The sequence below is a fragment of the Luteolibacter sp. Y139 genome, from assembly GCF_038066715.1.
Classification (GTDB): domain Bacteria; phylum Verrucomicrobiota; class Verrucomicrobiia; order Verrucomicrobiales; family Akkermansiaceae; genus Haloferula; species Haloferula soli.
Genome location: NZ_JBBUKT010000003.1, coordinates 440,310 through 463,661 on the forward strand (window position 1 = coordinate 440,310; position 23,352 = coordinate 463,661).

18 protein-coding genes are annotated in these 23,352 nt (G+C 63.1%); 14 read left to right on the forward strand and 4 right to left on the reverse strand.

Translation table 11 applies throughout. The annotated features are described in order from the left end of the window. Positions 1-85: 85 nt before the first annotated feature. A complete protein-coding gene (locus tag WKV53_RS10275) occupies positions 86-1,018 on the forward strand; it encodes an FAD:protein FMN transferase (protein WP_341404489.1) in 933 nt (310 codons plus the stop codon). Positions 1,019-1,093: 75 nt separating this feature from the next. Beyond that, a complete protein-coding gene (locus WKV53_RS10280) occupies positions 1,094-3,244 on the forward strand; it encodes a family 1 glycosylhydrolase (protein ID WP_341404490.1) in 2,151 nt (716 codons plus the stop codon). Between the two features lie 22 nt (positions 3,245-3,266). Here WKV53_RS10280 and argF read toward each other — a convergent pair whose 3' ends face one another. Genes argF through WKV53_RS10295 form a run of 3 tightly spaced genes read right to left on the reverse strand, consistent with a single transcriptional unit; the run spans position 3,267 to position 6,372 of the window. Then, positions 3,267-4,163, reverse strand: a complete 897-nt coding sequence (gene argF, locus WKV53_RS10285) for an ornithine carbamoyltransferase (RefSeq protein ID WP_341404491.1) — start codon at positions 4,161-4,163, stop codon at positions 3,267-3,269. Positions 4,164-4,165: 2 nt separating this feature from the next. Beyond that, on the reverse strand, positions 4,166-5,404 hold the full coding sequence (locus WKV53_RS10290; protein WP_341404492.1) for an aspartate aminotransferase family protein: 1,239 nt from the start codon (positions 5,402-5,404) through the stop codon (positions 4,166-4,168). Positions 5,405-5,430: 26 nt separating this feature from the next. Continuing rightward, complete coding sequence (locus WKV53_RS10295) at positions 5,431-6,372, reverse strand: DMT family transporter (RefSeq protein WP_341404493.1); 942 nt, start codon at positions 6,370-6,372, stop codon at positions 5,431-5,433. Between the two features lie 265 nt (positions 6,373-6,637). Here WKV53_RS10295 and lepB point away from each other — a divergent pair, with 265 nt between their 5' ends. The 12 genes from lepB (at position 6,638) to WKV53_RS10355 (ending at position 20,842) form a co-directional block, all read left to right on the forward strand. After that, complete coding sequence (lepB, locus tag WKV53_RS10300; protein WP_341404494.1) at positions 6,638-7,867, forward strand: signal peptidase I; 1,230 nt, start codon at positions 6,638-6,640, stop codon at positions 7,865-7,867. 76 nt (positions 7,868-7,943) lie between these two features. Then, complete coding sequence (locus WKV53_RS10305; RefSeq protein WP_341404495.1) at positions 7,944-8,780, forward strand: phytoene/squalene synthase family protein; 837 nt, start codon at positions 7,944-7,946, stop codon at positions 8,778-8,780. Positions 8,781-8,814: 34 nt separating this feature from the next. After that, on the forward strand, positions 8,815-9,291 hold the full coding sequence (locus tag WKV53_RS10310) for a hypothetical protein (RefSeq protein WP_341404496.1): 477 nt from the start codon (positions 8,815-8,817) through the stop codon (positions 9,289-9,291). A gap of 102 nt (positions 9,292-9,393) precedes the next feature. Next, entirely contained in the window at positions 9,394-9,765 is a 372-nt protein-coding gene (locus tag WKV53_RS10315) for a GntR family transcriptional regulator (protein WP_341404497.1), read from the forward strand. 13 nt (positions 9,766-9,778) lie between these two features. Next, positions 9,779-10,690 (forward strand): ABC transporter ATP-binding protein, encoded by a 912-nt coding sequence (locus tag WKV53_RS10320; RefSeq protein WP_341404498.1) that lies wholly within the window; start codon positions 9,779-9,781, stop codon positions 10,688-10,690. After that, complete coding sequence (locus tag WKV53_RS10325) at positions 10,687-13,170, forward strand: ABC transporter permease (protein WP_341404499.1); 2,484 nt, start codon at positions 10,687-10,689, stop codon at positions 13,168-13,170. The genes WKV53_RS10320 and WKV53_RS10325 overlap by 4 nt, the downstream gene beginning before the upstream one ends. Positions 13,171-13,173: 3 nt before the next feature. Beyond that, entirely contained in the window at positions 13,174-14,802 is a 1,629-nt protein-coding gene (locus WKV53_RS10330) for a hypothetical protein (RefSeq protein WP_341404500.1), read from the forward strand. 103 nt (positions 14,803-14,905) lie between these two features. Continuing rightward, complete coding sequence (gene bamJ / locus WKV53_RS10335) at positions 14,906-15,631, forward strand: BamJ family beta-barrel-assembly machinery protein (protein ID WP_341404501.1); 726 nt, start codon at positions 14,906-14,908, stop codon at positions 15,629-15,631. A gap of 181 nt (positions 15,632-15,812) precedes the next feature. Next, positions 15,813-17,132, forward strand: a complete 1,320-nt coding sequence (locus tag WKV53_RS10340) for a hypothetical protein (protein ID WP_341404502.1) — start codon at positions 15,813-15,815, stop codon at positions 17,130-17,132. Between the two features lie 4 nt (positions 17,133-17,136). Next, a complete protein-coding gene (locus tag WKV53_RS10345) occupies positions 17,137-18,399 on the forward strand; it encodes a hypothetical protein (protein WP_341404503.1) in 1,263 nt (420 codons plus the stop codon). Between the two features lie 132 nt (positions 18,400-18,531). Next, complete coding sequence (locus tag WKV53_RS10350; protein ID WP_341404504.1) at positions 18,532-19,608, forward strand: Gfo/Idh/MocA family protein; 1,077 nt, start codon at positions 18,532-18,534, stop codon at positions 19,606-19,608. Positions 19,609-19,615: 7 nt separating this feature from the next. Next, complete coding sequence (locus WKV53_RS10355) at positions 19,616-20,842, forward strand: 3-keto-disaccharide hydrolase (RefSeq protein WP_341404505.1); 1,227 nt, start codon at positions 19,616-19,618, stop codon at positions 20,840-20,842. Positions 20,843-20,989: 147 nt separating this feature from the next. Here WKV53_RS10355 and WKV53_RS10360 read toward each other — a convergent pair whose 3' ends face one another. Beyond that, positions 20,990-23,335 (reverse strand): mechanosensitive ion channel family protein, encoded by a 2,346-nt coding sequence (locus tag WKV53_RS10360; RefSeq protein ID WP_341404506.1) that lies wholly within the window; start codon positions 23,333-23,335, stop codon positions 20,990-20,992. Between the last annotated feature and the right edge of the window lie 17 nt (positions 23,336-23,352).

Below are 23,352 nucleotides of genomic sequence, written 5' to 3' on the forward strand. Positions count from 1 at the left end.
GTTGTCCACTTCCCGGATGGGTTACCCTGCAAACCTACCCAACTGAGTGAACATCACCCTGACGGAGGGCATCCTTTTTCCACGCATGAAGTCTTTTCTCCGGGCCAGCCTCGCGCTGCTGCTGGCCGTCTCCCTGCACGCGGAAGAACGCCGTTTCGTCTTCGAGCGCCCGCTGATGGCCACCCGCTTCGCCGTAACCTGCTACAGCGAGGACGAAAGCACTGCCCGCAAGGCCGCCGACGAGGCCTTCGCCGCGGCCGAGGAAATCAACCGCATCGCCTCGGACTACATCCCGGAAAGCGAGCTGATGCGCTTGCCAACGGGCCGGGCCACTAAGGTCTCCCCTGTCTTCGCCGAACTCCTGACCGCCTCCTTCCACTTCGCCGAAGCCACCGGCGGTGCCTTCGATCCCACGCTCGGCCGCCTGACCAAGCTCTGGCGGGAAAGCCGCCGCACCGGCCAACTCCCGGAACCCGCAGACCTCGCCAATGCCCGGGAAGCCAGCGGCTGGAAGCACGCCACCTGGGACCCCGCCGCCTCCACCATCCTGCTGGGTAAACCCGGCATGCAGCTCGACCTCGGTGGCATCGCCAAGGGCTTCGCCGCGGAACGCATGCTCGCCGTCATGGTCAAGGCCGGCTTCCCCCGCACCTGCATCGCCGCCGGCGGCGACCTCCGGCTCGGCGACCCGCCCCCGGGCAAGACCGCCTGGCGCGTCGGCCTCCAGACCTTCAACGAGGAAAAGCCGGAGGAAGTCGTCGAGCTGGCAAACTGCGCCGTCTCCACCTCCGGCGACCTGCATCAGTTCGCGGAGATCGACGGCAAGCGCTACTCCCACATCATCGACCCCGCGACCGGCCTCGGCCTCACCGAGCGCATCGCAGTCAGCATCATCGCACCCACCGCCACCATCAGTGACGCCCTCGACAACGCCTCCTGCGTGATCGGCCCGGAAAAAGCGGAAGCGGTCGCCCTGAAAGCTGGCGCGACCCGGGTGATCGTGCGGACGGCGCGTTGAACCTCGTCCAAGTGACGGAGTCGTTAGACGCTATCCGGGCTTTGACGTCCGGCTCCGCAGCGCCACCTTCGCCGCGTGCCATTTCCCCCCGACTTCCTCTTCGGGACCGCCAACGCCGACCACCAGGTGGAGGCGCACGATCCCACGCGTGAGGACGTCTGGGATCTCTGGGAACGCCACCAGGGCCTGACCCCGCGCGGAAAGGGCACCGATTTCTGGAATCGCTACCGCGAGGACATCGACGCGGCCGCAGCCGCTGGCTGCAAGCTGTTCCGCTTCTCCATCGCATGGGCGCGGGTCGAGTCGGGTGACGACGTTTTCGAGCAGGGAGCGCTCGGCCACTACCGCAAGGTCGCCGCCTACATCCGCTCGCACGGCATGCAGGTGATGGTCACGCTGCATCACTTCGTCTGGCCCGCATGGCTGGAGCGCGAGCATGGCGGCATGATCGGCGAAAAATTCCCCGATCTCTTCGCCCGCTACGCCGCCAAGGTCTCGGAAGCACTCGGCGATCTCGTCGACTGGTGGATCACCTTCAATGAACCGAGCCAGCTCACCTTCGGCTACATCAAGCCATGGTGGCAGAGCCGCTACTACATGCCCCCCGGCCTCCCGCGTGGCAGCGATGTCGACGCCGAGGCAGAAGCGGTGGGCAAGCTGATCCCGAACCTCTTCCGCGCTCACGCCCGGGCACGGAAAGCCATCCGCGCCCAATTTCCGGATACCAAGGTCGGCGTGAATCCCCTCGTCACCGGCTTCCCCACCTGGCTCCAGATGCTGGCCGACTGGGGCGCCTGCCATCGTGGCCTGTCGGAAGCGGTCTTCAAATTCACCACCAAGGGCGCTCTGGTCAGCGAACGCGGCGACGTCGATCTCGTGATCGGCGGCGTGACCGAAGGCGATCCAACACGCTTCGAATTCAGCGATCCCTACCTGCGCACCGGCAAGGCCGTGCTGGTGCTCGAGGGGTTCGAAGGCACCGACCTCACCTCCCTAGCGGGAAAAGAAATTGGCGTCGTCGCCGTGGGCAACCAGCCCGAAGGCTGGCGGCGCGACCTGCCACCACAGGTGAAGAAGAAGATGTTCCCGAACTACGATGAAGCCCGTAGTTCGCTCGCCGCCGGAAAAGTCGCCGCGGTCTATGGCGACGCCTTCTTCCTGCTCCCCTTCGAGCTCAACAACCGCGAGCGCTTCCGTTTCCTCGTCACCGGCCTGAGCGACGAGCAATACGTGGTCGTCGCCCCCCACGGTCACCAGCGCCTCATGGACCGCGTGAACCGGGCCGTCGCGCAATTCCAATACGACTTGGAGCTCGCCTGCAGCGTGCCATGGATTTCCCAGCCCGAAGCCGTGGCCAAGGAAGCCCAGCGTCCCCTATCACTCCACGAGGTCTTCAGCGGCGGCGACTCGCTGCCCGATCATCTTTCCACCAGCCGCGATCTCCGGCGCATCCGTCGCCGCGGTCGCTTGCGCGTCGGCCTCCGCACCGATGCCCCTGGCGTGTCCAATGCCTGCGCCGAGGACGGCCTCGAAATGAAACTCGCCCGTCGCATCGCCCGCGAAGTGCTCGGCGATGAGGCCAAGCTCGACATCGTCCCACTGGAACCCGTCGAACGGCTTGAGGTGTTAGAGAGCAAGTCCGGCTGGCTGAACTGGGCATGGCGCTTCTGGGGCACCACCAGCCTGATCGCGAATGCCAACTGGTGGTACCTCGGCATCTCCGGCCGCTTGCCCGAGGAACTTTGCCCCGACGAAGCGATCGGCGCCCAAGACTTCGTCGGCCTCGACTACTACTGGGGCCTGCCCACCTGGCGGCTGCACAAGTTCCGGCTGTTAGAAGACGCCGCCCACGGCCGCTTCCTCACCGCCCCGGTATGGCCGCAGGGCCTCTTCCATGCACTGCAACGCTTCCATCGCTGGTTCCCCGACCAGGAAATCCTCATCGTTGAAAACGGCTGCGTCCCCGAAGCCGACGGCATGACCCGTGGTCAATACATCAAGGCCCACCTCGCCCAAGTCGAACGCGCCCTGGCAAACGGCGTGCCCGTGAAAGCCTACAACTACTGGTCCATCACCTCCAACCGCGAGTGGGGCCACCCCTTCGACCCGAACACCGACTTCGGCCTCTACTTCGTCGACCTCGACAAGGATCCCACCCTCATCCGCCACGAAGCCGAAGGCCTCGCCGTCCTCCGCGAGGCGATCAAGAAGCGCACGACTCCCTGATCGCCCGCGTCCGCTCGCAGCGTCAGCGCTTCGCCAACGCCACGAGAATGGCCTTCTGCGCATGCAAGCGGTTCTCCGCTTCCTGGAAAATCACGTCCGCGTGCTTCTCCAGCACTTCCTCGGTGATCTCCTTGCCGCGATACGCCGGCAGGCAGTGGAGCACGATGTGGCCGTCCGCGGCGTTCGCCAGCAGCCCGGCATTAACCTGGAAGGGGCCGAAAGCATCTTCCTTCTCCTTCTGGTCCTCCTGGCCCATCGAGAGCCACACGTCGGTATTGATCACGTGCGCACCTCTCGCAGCCACGGCGGGATCGGTGGTCACGGTCACATTCGGAGCATCCAGCTTCGCGAGGAATTCGGCGGGCGGCTGATAGTCAGCAGGCGCAGCGACAGCGAGTTCGAAGCCAAGCCGCTTCGCCGCCCACATCCACGAGATCGTCATGTTAGAGAAGCCATCGCCGATGAAGGCGATCTTCTTCCCCTCCCACTCGCCGAGCGTCTCCTTCACGGTAAGCAAGTCCGCAAGGATCTGGCATGGATGCTCGTCATCCGTCAGCGCATTGATCGTCGGAATGCCGGAGTAGTTCGAGAAATCCACCACATCCTGCTGGGCGAAAGTCCGGATGATGCAGCCATGGACCATCCGGCCGAGAACGCGCGCGGTGTCCTTGATCGGTTCCCCGCGTCCGAGCTGGATGTCATTCTTCGAAAGGAACATCGGGAAGCCACCAAGCTCGCGGATGCCGACCTCGAAGGAGACTCGCGTCCGCGTCGACGACTTCGTGAAGATCATGGCCCACGTCTGCCCGGCCAGCGGCTGCTCATGATGACCGCGTTCGGCTTTCAACCGTTCGGCATCATTGAGCAGCGTGGTAATCTCCGCGGCGGTGAGTTCTTCAATGGAAAGGAGATGCTTCATCTTCAAGCAGGTGAAAGGGATTCAAGGACACCCTTGAGCAGGGCGAGTGCCTCATCGACTTCAGCGTCGGAGACATTGAGCGGAGGCAGGAGTCGGATGGTTTCCGGACCAGCAGGCGGAACCAGCAAGCCAGCTTCCAACGCCTTGCTGCAAACAAACGCGGCAGGGAGCTTGCCTTCGGGAACAGCGAACTTCGAGACATCGAGGCCAATGCCTAACAGCAGGCCCACGCCCCGGACTTCCGTGACGACCGGCAGCTGCCACGACACAACGATCTCCCGGATGCGCTGCTCCTGCTTCGCCACATTCGCGGTGAGGTTCTTCTCCGCAACCTCTTCCAGCACCGCAAGCGAAGCCGCGCACGCGAGCGGATTGCCGCCATAAGTGGTGCCGTGCGAGCCAGGCCCCATCAGCGAGGACAGCTCCTTGCCAGTGGCATCGATCGCGCGATCAGAAAGCCAGAACGCACCGATCGGAAAACCGCCGCCCATGCCCTTCGCCCACGAGATCGCATCCGGCTGGATCTCCGGCGCGATCGCCCGCCATGCCATCGTCGGACCGCAGCGACCGAAGCCGGTCTGCACTTCATCCAACAAAAGCAGCAGGTCGTGTTTCTTGCACAGCGCCGCGACGCCCCGCAGGAACTCCGGCGTGGCGACATTCACGCCGCCCTCACCCTGCACCGGCTCTAACAAAATCCCCGCGGTGATCGGCGAAATCGCCGCTTCCAGCGCGGCGAGATCATTGAACGGCAAGTGCCGGAAACCCGGCAGCAGCGGATCAAAGCCCTCCTTCACCTTGTCCTGACCGGTGGCATTGATGCCGCCGAGCGTCCGGCCGTGGAAGGACTTCGTGAAACTGATCACCTCATACCGCGGCGAGCCATCGGCCTGTGGCCGCGCATGGCCGAACTTGCGAGCCGTCTTGATCAGGCCGTCGTTCGACTCGGCACCCGAGTTCGCGAAGAAAACCTTCCCCGGCAGCTTCACATGGTCTTCCACGATCACCCGTGCGAGCTCTTCCTGCTGGGGGATGCTGTAGAGATTCGACACATGCATCAGCGTGCCAGCCTGCTCGCGGATGGCATTCACCAGCCGCGGAGGACAGTGGCCGAGCGCGCACACGGCGATGCCAGTGCAGAAGTCGAGGTAGGATTTCCCGGCATCGTCCCACACGCGGGTACCCTCGCCGCGGACGAGCGTGACGGGGAAACGGGCGTAGGTGGATAGGACGTGGCTCATGGGAAAGGGGCGGACGCTAGCGGTCTTCATGGTTTTGGCAAATCGGGAAATTGAACGGTATTGGAAGGATTCAGGGGCGGGATGACGGCCTCCGGTCGTCGCTTCGGACCCGCCGCGACCCTCCAGGTGGCGAACAGCGTCAGCGCGGCACCCGCCAGCTCGAGACCCGTGAAACGCTCGCCGAAGAAGAAGAATGCCCCCACCGCCGTCACCAGCGGCAGCAGCATCTGGATGGAGGAACCCCGCGACACCGGCAGCGTCCGGTAAGCATTCGTCATCACGAGTTGCGAGACGCCGACCACCAGCGCGGCCCCCACCAGCCACAAATGCCCGTGCATCGGCAGCTTTGTGACCTCCGCACCCCGCATCGGCAGCGCCAGCAGGATACTATAAAAACACTGCGACCCATAAATCGTCCCGGCATGCTCGGTCGCCCGCAGCTTCCGGATCAAAACGACCACGATCCCCGCGCCCACCGCACCGGCCAGGCCAATGCCATCCCACGCGGTGATCCCATGCGTCGCATCGCCTCCGACGAACAGCAGCAGTCCGACGAAGCCGGCGAGCATCCACAGCAGCGCCTGCCGGGACACACCCTCCTTCAACCACCACGCCGCGATCAGCGTCGCGAAAATCGGATAGGTCAAATTCAGCACCACCGCCCGCGAAGCACCGAGTTCCGTGATCGTCAGGTAAAAAGCCGCGATCGAAAGCGCACCCACGATTCCCCGCAGGGCCACCAACTTGCTCCCCACCAATGCCTTCACCGACAGCCCGCGCCCGAAGCCATACAGCGCCGCGACCATCAGCATCCCCACCGTCCCGCGATAGAGCGCACCCATCCAGCCATCCGCGGCGGGCAGGTGCAGGCTCAGCCCGCGGAGCAGCAGCGTGTTCGTGGCAAACAGGAACACGGACAGCAGCATCAGCGCGAGGCCGCGCGGGTCATTGGGGTCGGGTGGTTTCATCGGATCATCGGTGGATCCGGAAACGGCAGGCCTGCGGGATGGGAATCATCTTTCCTCCGCCGGGCCCAGGGCCGCGTCCGGAGGTGGCAGGGTGCCATCAAGCTCCGAACGCACCCGTGCGCCAAAGGGCGCGGGCGGCGAGTCGGAGGTCTTTGCGAAGGTTCGCAGGCACGGCGGGGTAGTGGCAGGCCCCTACCCGAAAGTCAAGGAACCGTTCGTTAGGCCGGGCTTGCATGCCCGGAATTCCCCGCCGAGACTCCGCGCCATGTTCTTCGCTCCCAAGTGGAAGAAAGAAGCCAAGCTGCTCCACAAGAGCGCGCTGAAGTTCCTTCATTACAAGCGCGACCTGCTCAAGCCGGACCGCATCGACGAGATCGAGTCCCGCCGCAGCGACTTGCTGGATGCCATCAAGGCCGATGACAAGGTCAAGGCCGAGGAGGCATCGAAGCAACTCCGCGCCACCTGCGAGGGCGCGCTGCCACACTTCCCCGCGCAGAGTGCCTGGGAGGAAAACGTGGAGGTCATCTTCGTCGCGCTGGTCGTCGCGCTCGGCCTGCGCGCCTACATCATCCAGCCCTTCCGCATCCCCACCGGCTCGATGCAGCCGACCCTGAACGGCATCAACATCCACGAGAGCAAGGACCCGGATTTCAAGAAGCCGTGGCTCGGCCAGCAGGCTTGGGAAATGGTGACCCGCGGCCGCAGCTACCAGAACGTCGTCGCGGAATCCAATGCCCAAGTGGTCGGCATCCGCGATGCATCGTGGTTCCTCTTCACCCGCACCCGGGTCCTTTTCAGCGATGGCAAGCAGCTGTCCATCCCCGCCGCCGAAGGCGAAGCCCAGAGACTCTTGGAAGCCCGGGTAATGCAGGATCGCAGCGGCAATCCCGTCGTGGACCCGAACACCGGCTTCAAGGTGGCGCAGGGCAAGACATACGCCAAAGGCGATCCCATCCTGCGCGGCTGGGTCGATACCGGCGACCTCGTGCTGGTCGACAAGATCTCCTACCACTTCCGCAAGCCGAAGCGGGGCGAGGTATTCGTCTTCGACACCCGCGGCATCAAAACCGGCGGCAGCAAGCAGATGGCGGATCAAACCGGCGGCACTCACTTCATCAAGCGCCTCTGCGGCGTCCCCGGCGACGACCTGTCGGTCAAGCCACCCAACCTCTGGGTGAACGGCAAGATCGCCCAGGAGTTCGGCATCCAGCGCGTCATCCAGGCCCAGGGCGAATACGGCAAGCTCAACCCGAACGGCTACGAGCTCGCTCGCATGGATACCAATTATCCGCTGCCCCTTTCCAAGCCCGATGAGACCTTCCACCTCGCCGCCGAGGCCCGCCCCGGCATGCGCGAATACGCCGCCCTGGGTGATAATACCGGCAATTCGCTCGACTCCCGCTACTGGGGCTCGGTGAAGGAGTTCAACCTCGCGGGACCCGCACTCTTCTCGCTCTGGCCGATCACCACCGGCCACTGGGGATTCATCCACTAGCCCGAAACTGTTTTGCGCAAATGCACGAATGGCCTTCATGGCACTCCGCGTGCATCGTTTTCACATGACAGCCACCATGGCCGATTCCGCTGAAATCACACGTCAGGCGAAATCGAATCTCGCCTTCGCGCTGCAAATCCTGCCGAAGGAACGGCGGGACGGGATGGTCACGTTCTATGCCTTCTGCCGGGTCGTCGATGATCTGGCGGATGACACCGACCGGCCCCTGCCCGAGCGCGAAGCCGGCTTGCTCGCATGGAAGGACGGTCTTGAAAACGGCTTCCAGAATCCGGACCCGCTTCAAACGGAAGTGGTGGAAATGATGCGCCGCTACGAGATCCCGGTGGAGCTCCTCACCGCGATCATCGAAGGCTGCCGCATGGACCTCCGCCCACAGCGCTTCGGCACTTGGGAAGACCTTTCCCAATACACCTGGAAAGTCGCCTGCGCAGTGGGTCTCGCTTCGCTGAAGGTTTTCGGTGCCACCGATCCCGCCTCGGAGCGCTACGCGGTGGCTCTCGGCCACGCCCTTCAGCTCACGAATATCCTGCGCGATGTCGGTGAGGACCTCTCTAACAACGGCCGCATTTACCTGCCGCTCGCGGATTTCGCACGCTTTCAGTACAGCGAGCGCGACCTCATCGGCCGGGTCTACGATGGCCGCTTTGTGGCAATGATGGCCTATCAGGCCGACCGTGCCACCGCCTTCTATCAGGAAGCGGTTGCCGCCATGCCGAAGGGCGATGCCCGGGCGCTGGTGCCGGCGGAGATCATGCGCTCCATCTATCAGACGCTCCTTGAGAAGATGCGGAAGGACGGCTTCAAGGTCTTCCACCAGCGCTACAAGCTCTCGAAGGCCCGCAAGATGGCCATCTTCTCAAAACATCTCTTGCGACTCGGGTCGGCAGCCTGAATATCGGTGCCAACGCATCGTCCGATTGGCTGACATGATGAAATCGCTCGCTCTCCTGCCGCTCTCGCTGCTCGCCGCCTCCTGTTTCTACCCGGACCCCTACGCCCAGCAGCAGCGCCCGCCGTATCGCAATGGCGAGCCCTACTCCCCGTATGGCCCCGGCGCTCGCTCGCGCGGCATGGATGCGCCCGCTCCTTACTCACCCGGCATGGCCCCGGACTCGGAAACCGGCCAATTCGAGCCCGTCCCCGGCGGCAATGGCCCCCAGCCGCCGCCGCCCGTCGCACCGCGCCCCACCTCACCACGCATCGAGCCGGACATGGATAGCCCGGACGGCCCGTCCACACCGGCTCCCGCCCCTCGTCCCACCTACCCGGACGCCAAGCGCACCGCAAATTCGAACCAGGTGATTAGCCCCTACGCCCCCTACAACGTCATCGACGTCGAGGGCTTCAAGAGCGGCGCACTCGCGAAAGATCCCTCCAACGGGAAGATCTTCCGCGTCCCCTGAACGCTTGTAACTCTTTCCCTGCCAAACACCCGGCTAATCCCCGGGTGTTTTTTTGTTGCTAGTGTTACACGTGAGGTGTAACACTAAAAACACTAGATTGCAATGCTCCCCTTCTCCTTCCAACTCCGCGACGGCGAACCGGTCTCCGACCAGATCGTCCGCGCCGCGCACCGGGCGCTGGCCAGCGGGGAACTCCGGGAAGGCGACCTCTTCCCCTCCGTTCGCGCCTTGGCTCAGGAGCTCAAGATCTCCCCCACCACCGCCTTCAAGGTCATCCAGCAGCTCAAGGACCTCGGCTTCCTCATCAGCCGCCCCGGCGTCGGCATGGTCGTCCAAGCCCCCCTGCTCCCCTCCCTCGACCAACGCCTCGCCCTGCTCGAACCGACCGCCCGCCGCTTCCTCGACGAAGCCCGCGCCCTCCACCTCACCCCCGCGGAGATCGAGCAGCTCCTCCGCCGCCTCCAGGAACCCTGACCGACGACATCCCATGATCACCATCCGCGGACTCAAGAAGCACTTCCGCCGCAACGAGGCCCTGCACGGCATCGACCTCGACGTCCCCGAGGGAAAAGTCACCGCCTTCCTCGGCCCCAATGGCGCCGGCAAGACCACCACCATCAAGTGCGCCATGAACCTCCTCGACCGCGACGCCGGCAGCGTGGAAGTGCTCGGCACCGATGCCCGCACTCTGAAGCCGGAGCATTGGCAACGCATCGGCTACGTCTCGGAAAACCAGAAGATGCCCGGCTGGATGACCGTGCCGCAGCTGCTCGACTACGTCCGCCCGATGTACGGCGAGCACTGGGACCGCGACTTCGAGAAGAAGCTCCTCGCCGACTTCGACCTCCCGCTCAAAACCAAGCTCCGCTCTTTGTCGCGCGGCCAGTGGATGAAGGCTTCACTCGTCTCCAGCCTGGCCTACCGGCCACGGCTGGTGGTGTTGGATGAGCCCTTCTCCGGCCTTGATCCCCTGGTCCGCGATGAATTCCTCAGCGGCCTGTTAGAGCTGACCGAGACCGAAGGCTGGACCGTCTGGATTTCCTCCCACGATATCGAGGAAGTCGAACGCTTCGCCGACCGCGTCGCCATCCTCAACAACGGCCGCGTCGACCTTCAGGATGATGTCGAAGCCATCCAGTCCCGCTTCCGCGCCATCGAAATCGGCCTCTCCGACGAGTCCGCCTCCCCGTCCGGCATTCCGGAAAACTGGCTGAACCTCCAGGTCCAGGGCCGCATCGCACGCTTCACCGATTCCAACTACGACGAATCTAGTAGCAACGTCGATTGCCGCCGCCTCTTCCCCGGCCTCGTCCGCCACGAAGCCCGCCCCATCAACCTCCGCGAAATCTTCGTCGCCCTCGCGAAGTCCTATCGCAGCCAACGCCAAGGAAAGTCATGACCTCCGCCGTCTTCCGCGCCGAGTTCTTGCGCGCTCTTCCGCTGTGGCCGTGGTTGATGGCCTCGCACGCCATCGCCGTGATCGCGGGCATCGCGCCTTCGAGCCTCACCGGCGAGGCCGGGATCCGGACCGACCTGCTCGGAGCCATCGCGAGCTGGAGCGTCGGCATCCTCAGCTTGGCCTTGGTCGTCCGGAGCTTGTGGGAGGAGAATCCGAACCGCTCCGAGCATTTCCTCGCCACCCGTCCCATACGGTTCGCCGCCCTGCTGAAAGGCAAGGCCACCGGGTTGTTCATTTTGGTGCTGCTACCCTTCCTGCTGACGGAAGCCGTCATGCTGATGGGCAAGGGTCAGCCGGCAGCGATCATCGGCATCGGTACCCTTGAAGCTCTCGTGATGCTTCTGGTCTTCATCGGCGTGGCATTTGCGGCTGTCTGGTGCTGGTCGAAGCGCTCGCAGATCTACATCGGCCTGCCCCTCGCCCTCGGCGTAATCATCACAACCGCAGTCCTCCTCGACCGTGTGCCTTCGCTGAGATTCTCGGACTCGCCGTATCTCAGGGAAAGGCTCGCTTCCTTGCCCTTCATGCTGTGCGGCCTGCTGACCCTCGGGGTGGCGGCTGCGTTCTGTGCCTTGATCTTTCGTCGCGACCGCCGGCTCCGCCGCGTCTTTCTCTTCGCAGCCCTTGTGGGACTCGTTCCTGCCGTGCTGTTGCCGCTTGTTAGAATAAAGCCGGATGCAGCGAAACGCTACGAGGCATCCTTGGTTCACCTTACCCTTTCGAATCGCGAGATGGGCGACCGCCTGGCGAACTGGATCGAGGTCGAGCCTCCGCAGCCCGACCTTGCCAAAGATGCCGATATCCTCTGGTCGGTGGATTCCCTCAAGCTGAACGGCCAGCGAGCCGAGCCCTCGCCAGGGCAACGACTCGGTGACCGGCTCAGGATTACGAATTCGGACCAACTCTGGAATCACGCGGTGCGGGCCGCGCTGCATGGACACTTCGGAGACGCGATTCACCTGCCGCCCCCGCGAGGCGAAGACGCCTCCTTTCCGGCAGTCACCGCGCTCCCGGGAAATCACGATCCCACACGCACGCTCGATCTCGAACTGGGACTGCGCGGCACCATCCTCACCTGGCAGGTGGTGGCAGACTTGCCGGTAAAGGAAAAAGCCGAAGCTCGCTGGCAAAACACCAGGTGGGCCATCCGCGCATCCAATCAAGGGGATAACTTCATCAGCATCCAGCTCGTCCAAATCACACCCTACCTCTGGCTTTCCAATTTCGGAAATGACCAGCTTTCCGAGCGGATCCTCGAACGCTACTTCCTCATCCGTGACGATGGGCAGATCATTCAGCTGTCCGGCTGGAACTTCGGCATGCGCAGCGACTGGCGGCGCACAAGCCTGAGCCTTCGGGAACGGGAAACGTCCATCGTGGAGAGTTCCCCTCGCTTCATGGACGAAGTCAACCCAGAGCCCGGCTTCTTGGTCGCCTCGGCAAACTACCGGCTGGTCATCGTCCGCGGCATCCCGACCGCTGACATCGCCATGACATGGAAGACGCCGACACCGCTTCCATGCACCGATTTGTGGACGCCCTCTCACCAGGCGCTCTCCGAGCCCCCGCCGGATCCGCGCGCAGGAACGGCCATCGAGTGGCTCCGGGATCACCCCGCACCGGCGTCGGGCGCCACCGATGAAGTCGCCCGGGCATGGCTGGACGAACTGATCCCGCGCATCGGAAACCGCCATACCAACGACCAGAATCGCCAGTTAAAGGCCGCAGTGGGAAGCCTCATGAAAGAGCATCCCGGGCTGGTGATCAAGACCATGAAGGAACTCTCCCAGTTCTCGACAGGGGCTCGCGGAGTGTTCGGCTGGGCGGTGATGGATCACACTCCCCGCGACTACTTCCGCAAGATGACCGTCCGGGATTTCGACCAGGAACTCTACGGACTCGCGGTCCACAACGGTTGGCAGGGCGATCTAACAGGCGTGGCAAGCCAGCTCGTCCGGATGGGCTTCGGCTGGCAAGCCGAGGAGTCTCTCACGTTCTCTCCCAAGGAAGCAGGTCTCTCGGAAGCCGAATGGCGCGACTTCTTCCGCCTCTATCCCAAGCCAGACGCCTTCCGCGCATTGGCGGGCGTCGTCCTCCCACGCGAGGAACTCGAAAAGCAAGTCGACCGCCTCCTTGAGGATTACGATTGCCCTCTCCCAAATCCCCATATCGATCCCCTTCTCGAACTCGCGCTCGCCCGCGGCCGGAGCGAGGCACCTCGCTGGCTCCGCGATGGCATCCGAAGAAAACAGGCCATCTCGGAACGATACGAATCGGTCTGGATCGATAAGCCCATCCGCAAGTGGTTCGCGGTGCCAAGCCACTTGAAGACCGAAGATGAAGTCGTCGGCTGGTTCCTCGGCAACGAGCCCGACCGCTACGCCTTCGATCCCGCTTCAGGAAAATTCCACCTCCGCTAGGCCATGTTTGTCTCACCGCTTTCCCGCATTCTCATGGTGCTGACCTTGCTGGCATTCGCCGGGGCCTTCTCCTTTGTAGAGGAACCCGGCGGCACGTTCCGCAATACCCTGACCGGTGCCTCGCTGACCTTGTGGGCGGTCACGATCGCAAGGTTGGTGACCGAAGGTTCGGCATGTGATGATCGCGGCTTCCATCGCACCCGCCCCCGTGGCGAACGAATGGCCTTGCGACGGATCAATTGCATCCTTGCCGGCATGGTCGTCGCGATCGCATCCATCGCTGCGGTGCGGGGCTGGATCTACCACCTCGGCTGGCCATCAGCCCTTTGGGCAGCTGCAATCACACTCGTGCCCGTCGCATCGTTCACCATGGCGATGGCCGCCGGCACGGGCATCTTGATCCAACGCAAGACCAGCGTTCGCAGGGTGATCCTGATCCTCCTCGCCGGTCCCATCGGCCTGGCATTGGTAACGATGGTCGTTCCCTACACCGCACGATGGATCAGTTCGATCGTCTCCGACTATCGGATGGGCATGGGGTTCGAGTGGAGAAGCATGCCAGCGTGGATGAGCGCGCCGACATGGGCGAGCGCGCTCGGTGTCGCGGGCTACGGCGTCGCCTGGTGGCTCGCTTCACGGCAGCGCCGGGGAAGAACCGCCATCCTGCTCGCAGGCCTCACCGGCATCCTGATCCAGCTTCGCGTCACGAAAGCTCCTCTGGAACCGGAGACCAGCCTGCCCGTCTCCGCGGTAAAAATCGAACGGCTGCCGGCCCCTCCACCCTCGAAATCACTGTCGGAAAGCATGATGCCTCGCTTCAGGGACGACTGGGGCATGAGAGACCCGCAAATCCTCTCCTCCCTGCGCGCCACGAATCTCGGAGAGAATGAGCATATCGACTTCAATCTGCTGATCGACCCTCAGGAGCATTCTTCTCAGAGGTATCAATCTCCGTCCGGTGGGCTTGGCCGGGATCACGACGCCTTCCTGCTGAAGGACAGCGAGAATCTCTGGCTGCGATCCGATTTGGATGCCCTGATGGACGATCTCGCAAGGAGACTGCCGGGCTACCCGAAGTTGGAATACCGGAACGGTCAGGACTCGATCTCACAGCGGGAGTCGATTTCCAATAAAGCGGATCAAGCCCAGTTGACGACCGCACCATGGACAATCGATGGGGTAATGTTCCAGTTGGATGATCTCGGAAGTTTCCCGGTGCTTGCCCACAGTTCCTCCCGGCTCAATGGCGGCGGAATGGTGAAAACCTGGGACCTGCGACTCAGCCACTACGAGACCTCGCTGGGATTTCGCGTGATTCAGCCCGACCCGCCCTCCGTTCCGGCCCCGGATCAAATGCTATTCGATGGCATGTACGCGCGCCCTGCCGCGAATATGATCTGGGCGATCATGGTCAACGAAAGCAGCACCAAGGCACTGATGGTCCTCGATGGAAGGAACTTCCAGATGGGACGCCAACGCGCCTTCGGCTCCCACTGGTCGGATTTCTGGTTGAATCTCCGCTACTCTGGAAACCCTCAGAAGTGGACCGAAGAGGAAGTGCTTCGCTCTAAAATTCACCTCTTCGTTTCGCGCCCGGTGGCAAAAGTCCACGCCTCCCTTCCCCCGCCCTGACCGCTCAGGCCGAAATTCCCCCCTTCCCGGCCATGGAAAGAAGGATTTCCTCCCCATCCATTCGGTTGACGCGGCCTCCCAAAGCACTAGCGTTCCGCCCGTTATGCGCCTCATCCACCTTACCGCCGCCATCTTGGCCACCACCGGTTTCGCTCTCGCCCAGGAGCCCGGAGCCCCTGCAACCCCTGCCGCCGAGGAAGCCGCAGCGGCTCCTGCCTCCAAGCAGGACATCAGCTACTCGATCGGCACCATGATCGCCGGCAATCTCAAGTCGCAGGGCATCGATATCGACCTCGCCGAGCTTACCAAGGGCATCACCGACACTCTCGGAGGCCAAAAGCCGCGCCTCGATCAGGCTGCGGTGCAGAAGGTCATGATGGCCTTCCAGCAGCAGCAAATGAAGGCCCATGAGGAAAAGGCAGCCGCCGCCTCGGGTAAGAACAAGGAAGAAGGCGCCGCCTTCCTCGCCAAGAACGCCAAGGAAGAAGGCGTGGTCACCACCGCCAGCGGCCTCCAGTACAAGATCCTCAAGCAAGGTGACGGCGCCAAGCCCACCGCCACCGACACCGTCAAGGTTCACTACCACGGCACCCTCCTCAGCGGAAAGGTGTTCGATAGCTCCGTGGACCGCGGCGAGCCGATCAGCTTCCCGCTCAATGGCGTGATCAAGGGCTGGACCGAGGGCGTGCAGCTCATGCCGGTCGGCTCCAAGTTCAAGTTCTTCATCCCTTCCGATCTTGCCTACGGCGACAACGGCGCGGGTGCTGACATCGGACCAGGCGCCACCCTGATTTTCGAAGTCGAGCTGCTCGCCATCGAGAAGAAGTAAGCAGCAGGCTCCTTCGACATCATCTTTTGACAGCGGTCCCGGTTAACCCCCGGGACCGCTTTTTTTTGGCCCCGCCCGGTCCGCATTCCAAAAATACCCCCATCTTTCCTACCGACGGATGTAACGAATCCCGCTACATGCACGATGTGTATTCCGGGGAATCCCAAGCTCCCGCACCACCATGAAGCCCCTCCACCTCCTTCCACCAGCCGTGGCCATCGCCGCCTCGGGCATCTGGCTCGGACTCCAGCAGCAGTCGATTTCCACCCTGGAAAAGGAAACCGTGCTGCTCCGCAAGCACGTCGACGCTGCAAAACAAGCCGCGGCAGGGGATCACTCCTCGCTCGCCGCCGCCCGCGCCGATGGCAAGAAGGGAAAAGACCCGGACGCCATCAATTGGAAGGACCTCGCCGACACCATGGCAAAGGCCGAGCACGGCGGCATGCCGGACATGCGCGCCATGATGAAGCTCCAGAGCAAGCTGATGTCCCTCAGCGGTGATGAGCTGAAGGCCGCCCTCGACGAGATCGCCGCCCTCGACCTCAGCAAGGACGCCCGCAATAGCCTCGAGAACATGCTGATCAACCTGCTGGCCCAAAAGGACCCGAAGCTGGTGCTGGATCGCTACCTCGACCGCATGAACGACAGCCGCAACGGCTTCTCGGGCTGGCAGATGGCCAATGCCTTCCAGCAGTGGGCTCGCAAGGACGGTGCCGCAGCCGTGGCATGGCTCGATGCCCAAGTCGCAGCCGGGAAGTTCGAAAGCAAGTCACTCGATGGAAAGAACGATAGCCGCCTGAAGTTTGAAAGCGCGGCCATTGCGGCACTCCTCAACTCGGATGTCGATGCCGCCGGCAAGCGCCTCTCCGCGCTCCCGGAAGACCAGCGGCGCGAGCTGTTCGAACAAGGCATGTTCTCCAACCTCAAGCCAGGCACCGAAAAGAACCTCGCTGCCCTGGTCCGCTCACAAGTCCCGGAGAAAGAACAGCCACAAGCACTGGCCAATTCCACCGGCATGCTCGTCCATCAGGGTGGCTACGAACGGGTCGGCAAGTTCCTCGACGAAATCGATGCCACCCCGGCTGAGCGCAATGAAGTCGTGAAAAGGGCAGCCTCAAGCCAGCTCCAGCAACTCGCCCAACAAGGAAAGGTGGACCGCGAAGCCGTCGACAAGATGCGCGAGTGGGCCGCCCAAGAGTCATCACCGGAATCGGTCGACAAGATCACCGGCGAGTCGCTCGGCAATATCTGGAACCGTGATTCCAAGTGGCAGGATAGCGCCAAGATCGTCAGCGACCTTTACGCCGAGAAACCGAGCGATGACTTGCTGATCTCATTCCTCAGCGGCCACCAGTCCTCCCAGGCGTCCAACAAGGAAGCGGCCGTCGCACTCGCCGCGAAAATCTCCGACGAAACCAAGCGCGCCGAAGTCATCGCCAATATCCAGGGCAGGGAGATCCACACGAGCACCACCACCAGCGCCACCATCATCACCGAATAAGGTCATGAAAGCCTCACTCTTTGCCTCCCTCGTCATCCTCATCGCCGGCGGTCTGCTCGGCTGGAAGCAGCACGGCCAGCTCGTCACCGTGCGCGAGTCCCACCGTCTCGTCGAAGAAGAAGCCCGCGCCCTCGGCTTGAATCCGGAAGCCCTTCTAACAGAAGGCAAGCCGCCGCTCCCCACCAAGTCCACTCGCGAAGACCCGGGCGCGAAGATCGCCGAGGCCAAATCCTTCGCGAAGGAACTGATCGCCTTCGGCAAGAAAATGAAGGAGCAGGAAAAGTCGGGTGAACCGCCCGATGAGAAGCTCCAGAAAGAGATCATGGAAACGCTCCGCCGTTTCATGGATCTCAGCCCCACCCAGATCAAGGCCGTCATCGCTGAGCTCAAGGACAGCCAGGACCTCGACGATGACATGCGCCGCGGCATCGTTGGCTTCTCCATCATGATGCTGGCGAACGATCAGCCGGAAGCGGCGATCGCCATCTACACCGAGTCCTCCGACATGAAGGGCCTCGAAGAGATGGGACCTCACGTCATCGCCTCCGCACTCGGCAAGTGGTCGGAGAAGGACCCGGTCGCGGCGATGGAGTGGGTCAAAAAGAATGCCGAGAAATATCCCAACCTGGTCACCGAGGACACCAAGACCGCCATCCTCGCCGGTGCCGCCAAGCAAGACCCGAAGCTCGCGATCGGCATGGCAGATGATCTCGGCCTGAAGGAGCAGAGCCGCGTGGCCAACGGCTTGGCCAGCTCCGCGCGCACCTCGGAGGAGCGCAATGCCTTGCTCCAAACCTTGCGCGCCGAGAAAGACAAGGCCGACCTGACCAAGACGACCCTGATGTCCTTGGGCGGGCAGCTTACCAATGAAGGCTTCGAGTCCAGCCAGGCCTGGCTCTCCTCCGCCAAGCTCAGCAAGGAAGAGACCCAGTCCATCGCCCAAGGGATCTCTTCCTGGCAAGCTGGTGCCGATACCGGCAAATGGATCGAGTGGATGGATGGCAAGGTGCCCGACGATACCCTGACGCAAAAGACCGACGAGATGGTCCGGCAATGGACCCGCAACGACTACAAGTCCGCCGGCGAATGGATCGGCACCCTCAAGGATGGCGCGGCGAAGGACTCAGCCATCAAGTCCTTCGCCAAAACCGTGGCCCCCTACGAGCCGGAGGCCGCGCTGCAGTGGGCGAATAGCCTGCCGGAGGGGAAAGAGCGCGACCAATTGCTCGAGCAGATCCGCAATACGAAACCCGAGAAAGGGAAGTAAACGTCGCGAGACGCGGATGGACGCCCCATCCCGGGTGTGGAAGATCGATCGCGAGGAGCGGACCGCCTCAGGCTTGGCATTCGCCAATTTCTGAAATAATCCGTCACCTCACGTCGTTTTACCGCCCCGATCATGCAGAATCCCATCCGCGTTCTTTGCGTCGGAGCTGGCCACATGGGCCGCTCGCACGCGCTTGCCTACCATCGCATTCCCGGCTTCGAGATCTGCGGAATCGTCACCCGCTCGGCGGACAGCCGCGGGAAACTGAATGCCGAGCTGGGCGGCGGCTACCCGGAATTCGCGGACTTCCACGAAGCCCTCGCCGCGACGAAGCCGGACGCCGTGAGCATCTCCACCTACCCGGACACCCACGGCCCTTATGCCGAGGCCGCCTTCGACGCCGGCTGCCACGTCTTCATCGAGAAGCCTTTGGCCGAGAACGTCGTGGCCGCGGAAGGCATCGTCGCCAAGGCCAAGTCGAGCGGGAAGAAACTCGTCATCGGCTACATCCTCCGCCACCACCCGAGCTGGATCAAATTCATCGAGATGGCGCAGACCCTCGGCAAGCCGCTGGTGATGCGCATGAACCTCAACCAGCAATCCAGCGGCGCGAATTGGAAGACTCACCAGGCGCTGATGTCCTCCATCTCACCGATCGTCGACTGCGGCGTGCACTACGTCGACGTCATGTGCCAAATGACCCGCTCCAAGCCGGTGCGAGTCTCCGGCATCGGCGCGCGGCTCACTGACGCGCTGCCCGAGGGAAAGATCAACTACGGCGCACTCCAGGTGACCTTCGAGGATGGCTCCGTCGGCTGGTATGAAGCCGGTTGGGGCCCGATGATGAGCGAGGTCGCCTTCTTCGTGAAGGACGTCGTCGGCCCGAAAGGCTGCGTCTCCATCGTCGCCGACAAGGCCGCCGCCGAAGGCCAGAGTTCCAACGTGGATGCCCACACCCAGACCCAATCCCTCCGCCTGCATCACTCGCAGCTCACCCCCGAAGGCACCTTCGCCAAGGCCGACGAATCGATCCGCCTCGACGACGAACCCGACCACGACGGCTTGTGCCACCGCGAGCAGGAGTATTTCCTCAAGGCAATCCACGAAGATCTCGATTTGACCGACCACATGGAAGGCGCACTTTCCTCGATGCGCATCGTCGAGGCCGCCGATGAAAGCTTCCGCACCGGCAACACCATTGCTCTCTAACATCTTTATGAAATCCATCGCTACCCTCGCCCTGCTGCTTCCCATGGCAGCTTCCGCCGAATCGAAGTCCTTTCCCTTGTTCAATGGCACCGATCTTTCCGGCTGGAAGGGCGAGGGCTACGTCGTCGAGGACGGTGCCATCGTCTGCACCCCGCAGGGCCGGAACCTGACCACCGACCTGACCTTCGCGAACTACGCGTTCGACTTCGAGTTCAAGCTCCCGCCCGGCGGCAACAACGGCATCGGCATCAACTACCCCGGCGAAGGCGACGCCGCCTACACCGGCATCGAGGTCCAGGTGCTCGATAACACCGATCCGAAGTACAAGGACCTCAAGCCCTATCAATTCCACGGCTCACTCTACACCCTGCTCGCCGCGAAGAAGGCCCCGCTCAAGCCGGTCGGTGAATGGAACCGCGAACGTATCATCGTCAACGGCGACTTCGTCCAGGTGACCGTGAACGGTGAAGTGATCACGGAAGGCGATCTCTCGAAGCTGGCCGCAGAGCACCCGGATCATCAAGGCGTCAAACGCCGCTCCGGCCACATTGCCTTCCTCGGCCACGGAGACCGCGTCGCTTTCCGCGGCATGACCATCACCGAGATCGCCCCGGTCGCGAATGACGAAGGAGCAAAGCAGGGAGGCTTCACCAAGATCTTCGACGGCGAGACCCTCAACGGCTGGCAACACACCAAGGCCGACCTCGAGCACTGGCAGCCCGCCAATGGCATCCTCAAGCACGACGGCAAATCGAGCGACCTCTGGTCGGAGAAGGAATACGGCGACTTCATGCTCGCCTTCGACTGGCGCTGGTCCGCTCCCGGACCCATCATGAAGCGGCCAATCATCGGCCCCGATGGCAAGGAAACCGGCGAGCAGGTCGAGGTCCAGGAACTCGACAGCGGCGTCTACGTGCGCGGCAACTCGAAGAGCCAGGTGAACCTCTGGAACTGGCCCTGCGGCTCCGGCGAAGTCTACGGCTACCGCACCGACAAGTCCCAGCCCGCCGACGTCATCGCCGGCGTGACCCCCAAGTCCAAGGCCGACAAGCCGCTCGGTGAATGGAACCGCACCCTCATCACCATGAAGGGCGACAAGCTCACCGTCTCAATCAATGGCAAGACCGTCATCGAGGAAGCCACCCTCCCCGGCGTCGCAGCGAAGGGCAAGATCGCCCTCCAGCACCACAACGCCTTCATCGACTTCGCCAATATCTGGATCAAGGAGCTCTGAGGTTCCGCGACAAAGCAAGGCCTGCAGAGACAGGTCTTCAGCGCCAAAGGCGCGGCAATGAAATAGCCCGGGGCAACGCCCCGGGTTTTTTGCGAACACGAAAGGCACCCTGAAAGGGGGCGATGGGGCCGGTCTAACGAGACGCCCTCAGACCGGCTTCACTTCCTCCACCTCCCCCGCATCCATCTGCACCCGCAACGGCTTGTCCGCATGCAACTGGAAACTCTGCTGAGGACTCGCCAACGCGATCCCGGCCTCACTCAAGCGCCGCTCGATCATAAACCGCAAATCACTCGCCACGACCGATCCACCCGTCTTCGCACGCAGGTCGATCCAGAAGAAGATCGCGAACACCAGCGAGTCCGTCGCGAACTCTTCCAGCACCACCTGCGGCTCCGGGGTTTTCATGATCACCCCATGCTGCGCGGCGCATTCCGAGAGAATGGTCGAGACCATCCGCAGTTGCGACCCATAAGCCACCCGCACCCGCACCACCCGCCGCACCACGGGCGTATCATGCGTCCAGCTGATCACCTTGTTTTCTAACAAAACCGAGTTCGGCATGATCATGTCCACCCCATCAAACGAGCGCACCGTGGACGAACGTGTATCGATGCTCGTCACCGTACCCGCCACCCCATCCACCTCCAGGATATCCCCAACGCGCACCTTCCGCTCCGCCAACACAATCAGCCCGCTGATGAAATTCTTGAACAAGGTCTGCGTGCCGAAGCCAATGCCGATTGCCAGCGCACCGCCGAGGAATGCGAACGCCGCCAGCGGGATCTTGAGGAAATTCAGCGTCACCAGTGCGAGCACGATTCCCATCGCGATCCGCGTCCACCGCCGCAGCGTGTCCGCCTGCCCCTGCTCCACCCGGCCCTTGCCCACCAACCGCTTGAAGGCCCGCTTCAACAGCCACGACCCCGCTCGATAAGCTACGAAGAAAAAAAGCAGCGCCCCAATCAGCCACCCGAGCGTCAGCCCGCGCCTCACCGTCGTGACCTGACCATCTACCTCCGTCTTGTCGTCATAGCGATAGACCACGAAATTCCACACCGCCTTCGCCTGCTTGGCGATCCGCGAGCCCAAGCCACTGAGACGCTCGCCCCACGTCATCGACTTCGCGATCTGATCCGAGTCCGCGAGCCAACGGCCGATGTCCAGGTGCAGGCCGGAGATGTCTTGGCCGAATCGCTCCACCGCATCGAGGTCGCCGCGCAGCGTGCCTAACAATTGCTCGATCTGCGGTCGCAGCGGCGAATCCGGAGGGAGCGAAGTCAGCCGGGACTCCTGCTCCTGCATCGCCGACAGCGCCGAATTGCGGCGGACATCCACCAGCGAATCAAACGCGCTCGCCCGCGCGAGCTGCGTCTGCAGCGCCGCCAGCGCTTCCGTCCGGTCCGCCGCGGACTGGGATGTTAGCAGCGTCTTCCGGGACTTCTGTGCCTCGTAGTACTCGCTGAGGAAACGCAGTCGCGCGCCCGTGATCTCCACCCGGTTGGCAAGGCTCTCGAGCTGGTTGTCGAGACCCTGCACCCGGTCCACGGCAGCGGCCAACTTGGCCTTGTCAGCATCGGTCGGATTCGGCGTGGCTTTCAAGGCCTCCACCGCGGCCAACGCCGTCTGCCGATCGGCGATCGTGCCCTGCTGTGACTTCTCAATCCCATTGAGTTCCTTGGCGATGTCCTTGCGCCGCTCATCGGTCGAGTGCTGGAGATGATCGAGATCTTGTTGCGGAAATGCGGTTTCCGTACCGAGTGCCGCGACTTTCCGCTTCAGCAGCGCCGCTTCCTCTTCCGCCGAGGCGGTGCGCAGGCGGGTATTGTCAGACGTGTGCTGGAGCATCGCCGCCGCCGAGCTCAAGGCCCGCAGCTTCAGCTTGGCAGACTCCAATCGCCACACCTCGGCATCCACATTCTCCGGCGCGGCGCGATCGGCGGTTTCCTGGGCCCGCCGCACCACTTCGTCTGCCTTCTTGATCTCGTCCTGGCGCTTGCCCAGCTCGCGCTCGAACATGTTCACCGCCGACTCATAGGCCCGCATTCGGGTCGCGATGCCCTCCTGCTGCCGCCGCAGTTCATCGTGAAGGACGAAGGAATAAGGGCCCGGCTTGTCGAAGCTCTTCCACTTTGCATTCTCCTCCTTCGCCTGGGCGATCGACTGCTTGAGGATATCCGCGGTATCGAGCGAGCGGATGGTGTTCTCCGCGGTGAAAATCCCGAGCAGGAGATCGGCCCTCCGACTTGCGACTTCGTCCGGCGTGATCCCGGCCGGCGGCGCCACCCCCTTGTCGAGCACGTCCACCTGCCCGCGCCATTCATCCAGCCACGACTTCAGTCGCTTGCGCTTGTCCGCCGGAGTTTCCTCCTGCGGCGCCTCGACCTTGTCTTCGGAAAGCTTGAGCGACGGCAGCTGGGCCATCGCCGGAGAGCCGGCAAAGAGCACCACCAGCAACCCGAGTCGGAGAAATGAAAAGACGGTCCGTGTCACGCGAGGCCGTATTTCTG

Excerpts from the sequence above, each read along its gene's own strand:
- WKV53_RS10275 (WP_341404489.1), top strand. The coding sequence starts at position 86 with ATGAAGTCTTTTCTCCGGGCCAGCCTCGCGCTGCTGCTGGCCGTCTCC.
- argF (WP_341404491.1), bottom strand. The coding sequence starts at position 4,163 with ATGAAGCATCTCCTTTCCATTGAAGAACTCACCGCCGCGGAGATTACC.
- WKV53_RS10290 (WP_341404492.1), bottom strand. The coding sequence starts at position 5,404 with ATGAGCCACGTCCTATCCACCTACGCCCGTTTCCCCGTCACGCTCGTC.
- WKV53_RS10295 (WP_341404493.1), bottom strand. The coding sequence starts at position 6,372 with ATGAAACCACCCGACCCCAATGACCCGCGCGGCCTCGCGCTGATGCTG.
- lepB (WP_341404494.1), top strand. The coding sequence starts at position 6,638 with ATGTTCTTCGCTCCCAAGTGGAAGAAAGAAGCCAAGCTGCTCCACAAG.
- WKV53_RS10305 (WP_341404495.1), top strand. The coding sequence starts at position 7,944 with ATGGCCGATTCCGCTGAAATCACACGTCAGGCGAAATCGAATCTCGCC.
- WKV53_RS10310 (WP_341404496.1), top strand. The coding sequence starts at position 8,815 with ATGATGAAATCGCTCGCTCTCCTGCCGCTCTCGCTGCTCGCCGCCTCC.
- WKV53_RS10315 (WP_341404497.1), top strand. The coding sequence starts at position 9,394 with ATGCTCCCCTTCTCCTTCCAACTCCGCGACGGCGAACCGGTCTCCGAC.
- WKV53_RS10320 (WP_341404498.1), top strand. The coding sequence starts at position 9,779 with ATGATCACCATCCGCGGACTCAAGAAGCACTTCCGCCGCAACGAGGCC.
- WKV53_RS10325 (WP_341404499.1), top strand. The coding sequence starts at position 10,687 with ATGACCTCCGCCGTCTTCCGCGCCGAGTTCTTGCGCGCTCTTCCGCTG.
- WKV53_RS10330 (WP_341404500.1), top strand. The coding sequence starts at position 13,174 with ATGTTTGTCTCACCGCTTTCCCGCATTCTCATGGTGCTGACCTTGCTG.
- bamJ (WP_341404501.1), top strand. The coding sequence starts at position 14,906 with ATGCGCCTCATCCACCTTACCGCCGCCATCTTGGCCACCACCGGTTTC.
- WKV53_RS10340 (WP_341404502.1), top strand. The coding sequence starts at position 15,813 with ATGAAGCCCCTCCACCTCCTTCCACCAGCCGTGGCCATCGCCGCCTCG.
- WKV53_RS10345 (WP_341404503.1), top strand. The coding sequence starts at position 17,137 with ATGAAAGCCTCACTCTTTGCCTCCCTCGTCATCCTCATCGCCGGCGGT.
- WKV53_RS10350 (WP_341404504.1), top strand. The coding sequence starts at position 18,532 with ATGCAGAATCCCATCCGCGTTCTTTGCGTCGGAGCTGGCCACATGGGC.
- WKV53_RS10355 (WP_341404505.1), top strand. The coding sequence starts at position 19,616 with ATGAAATCCATCGCTACCCTCGCCCTGCTGCTTCCCATGGCAGCTTCC.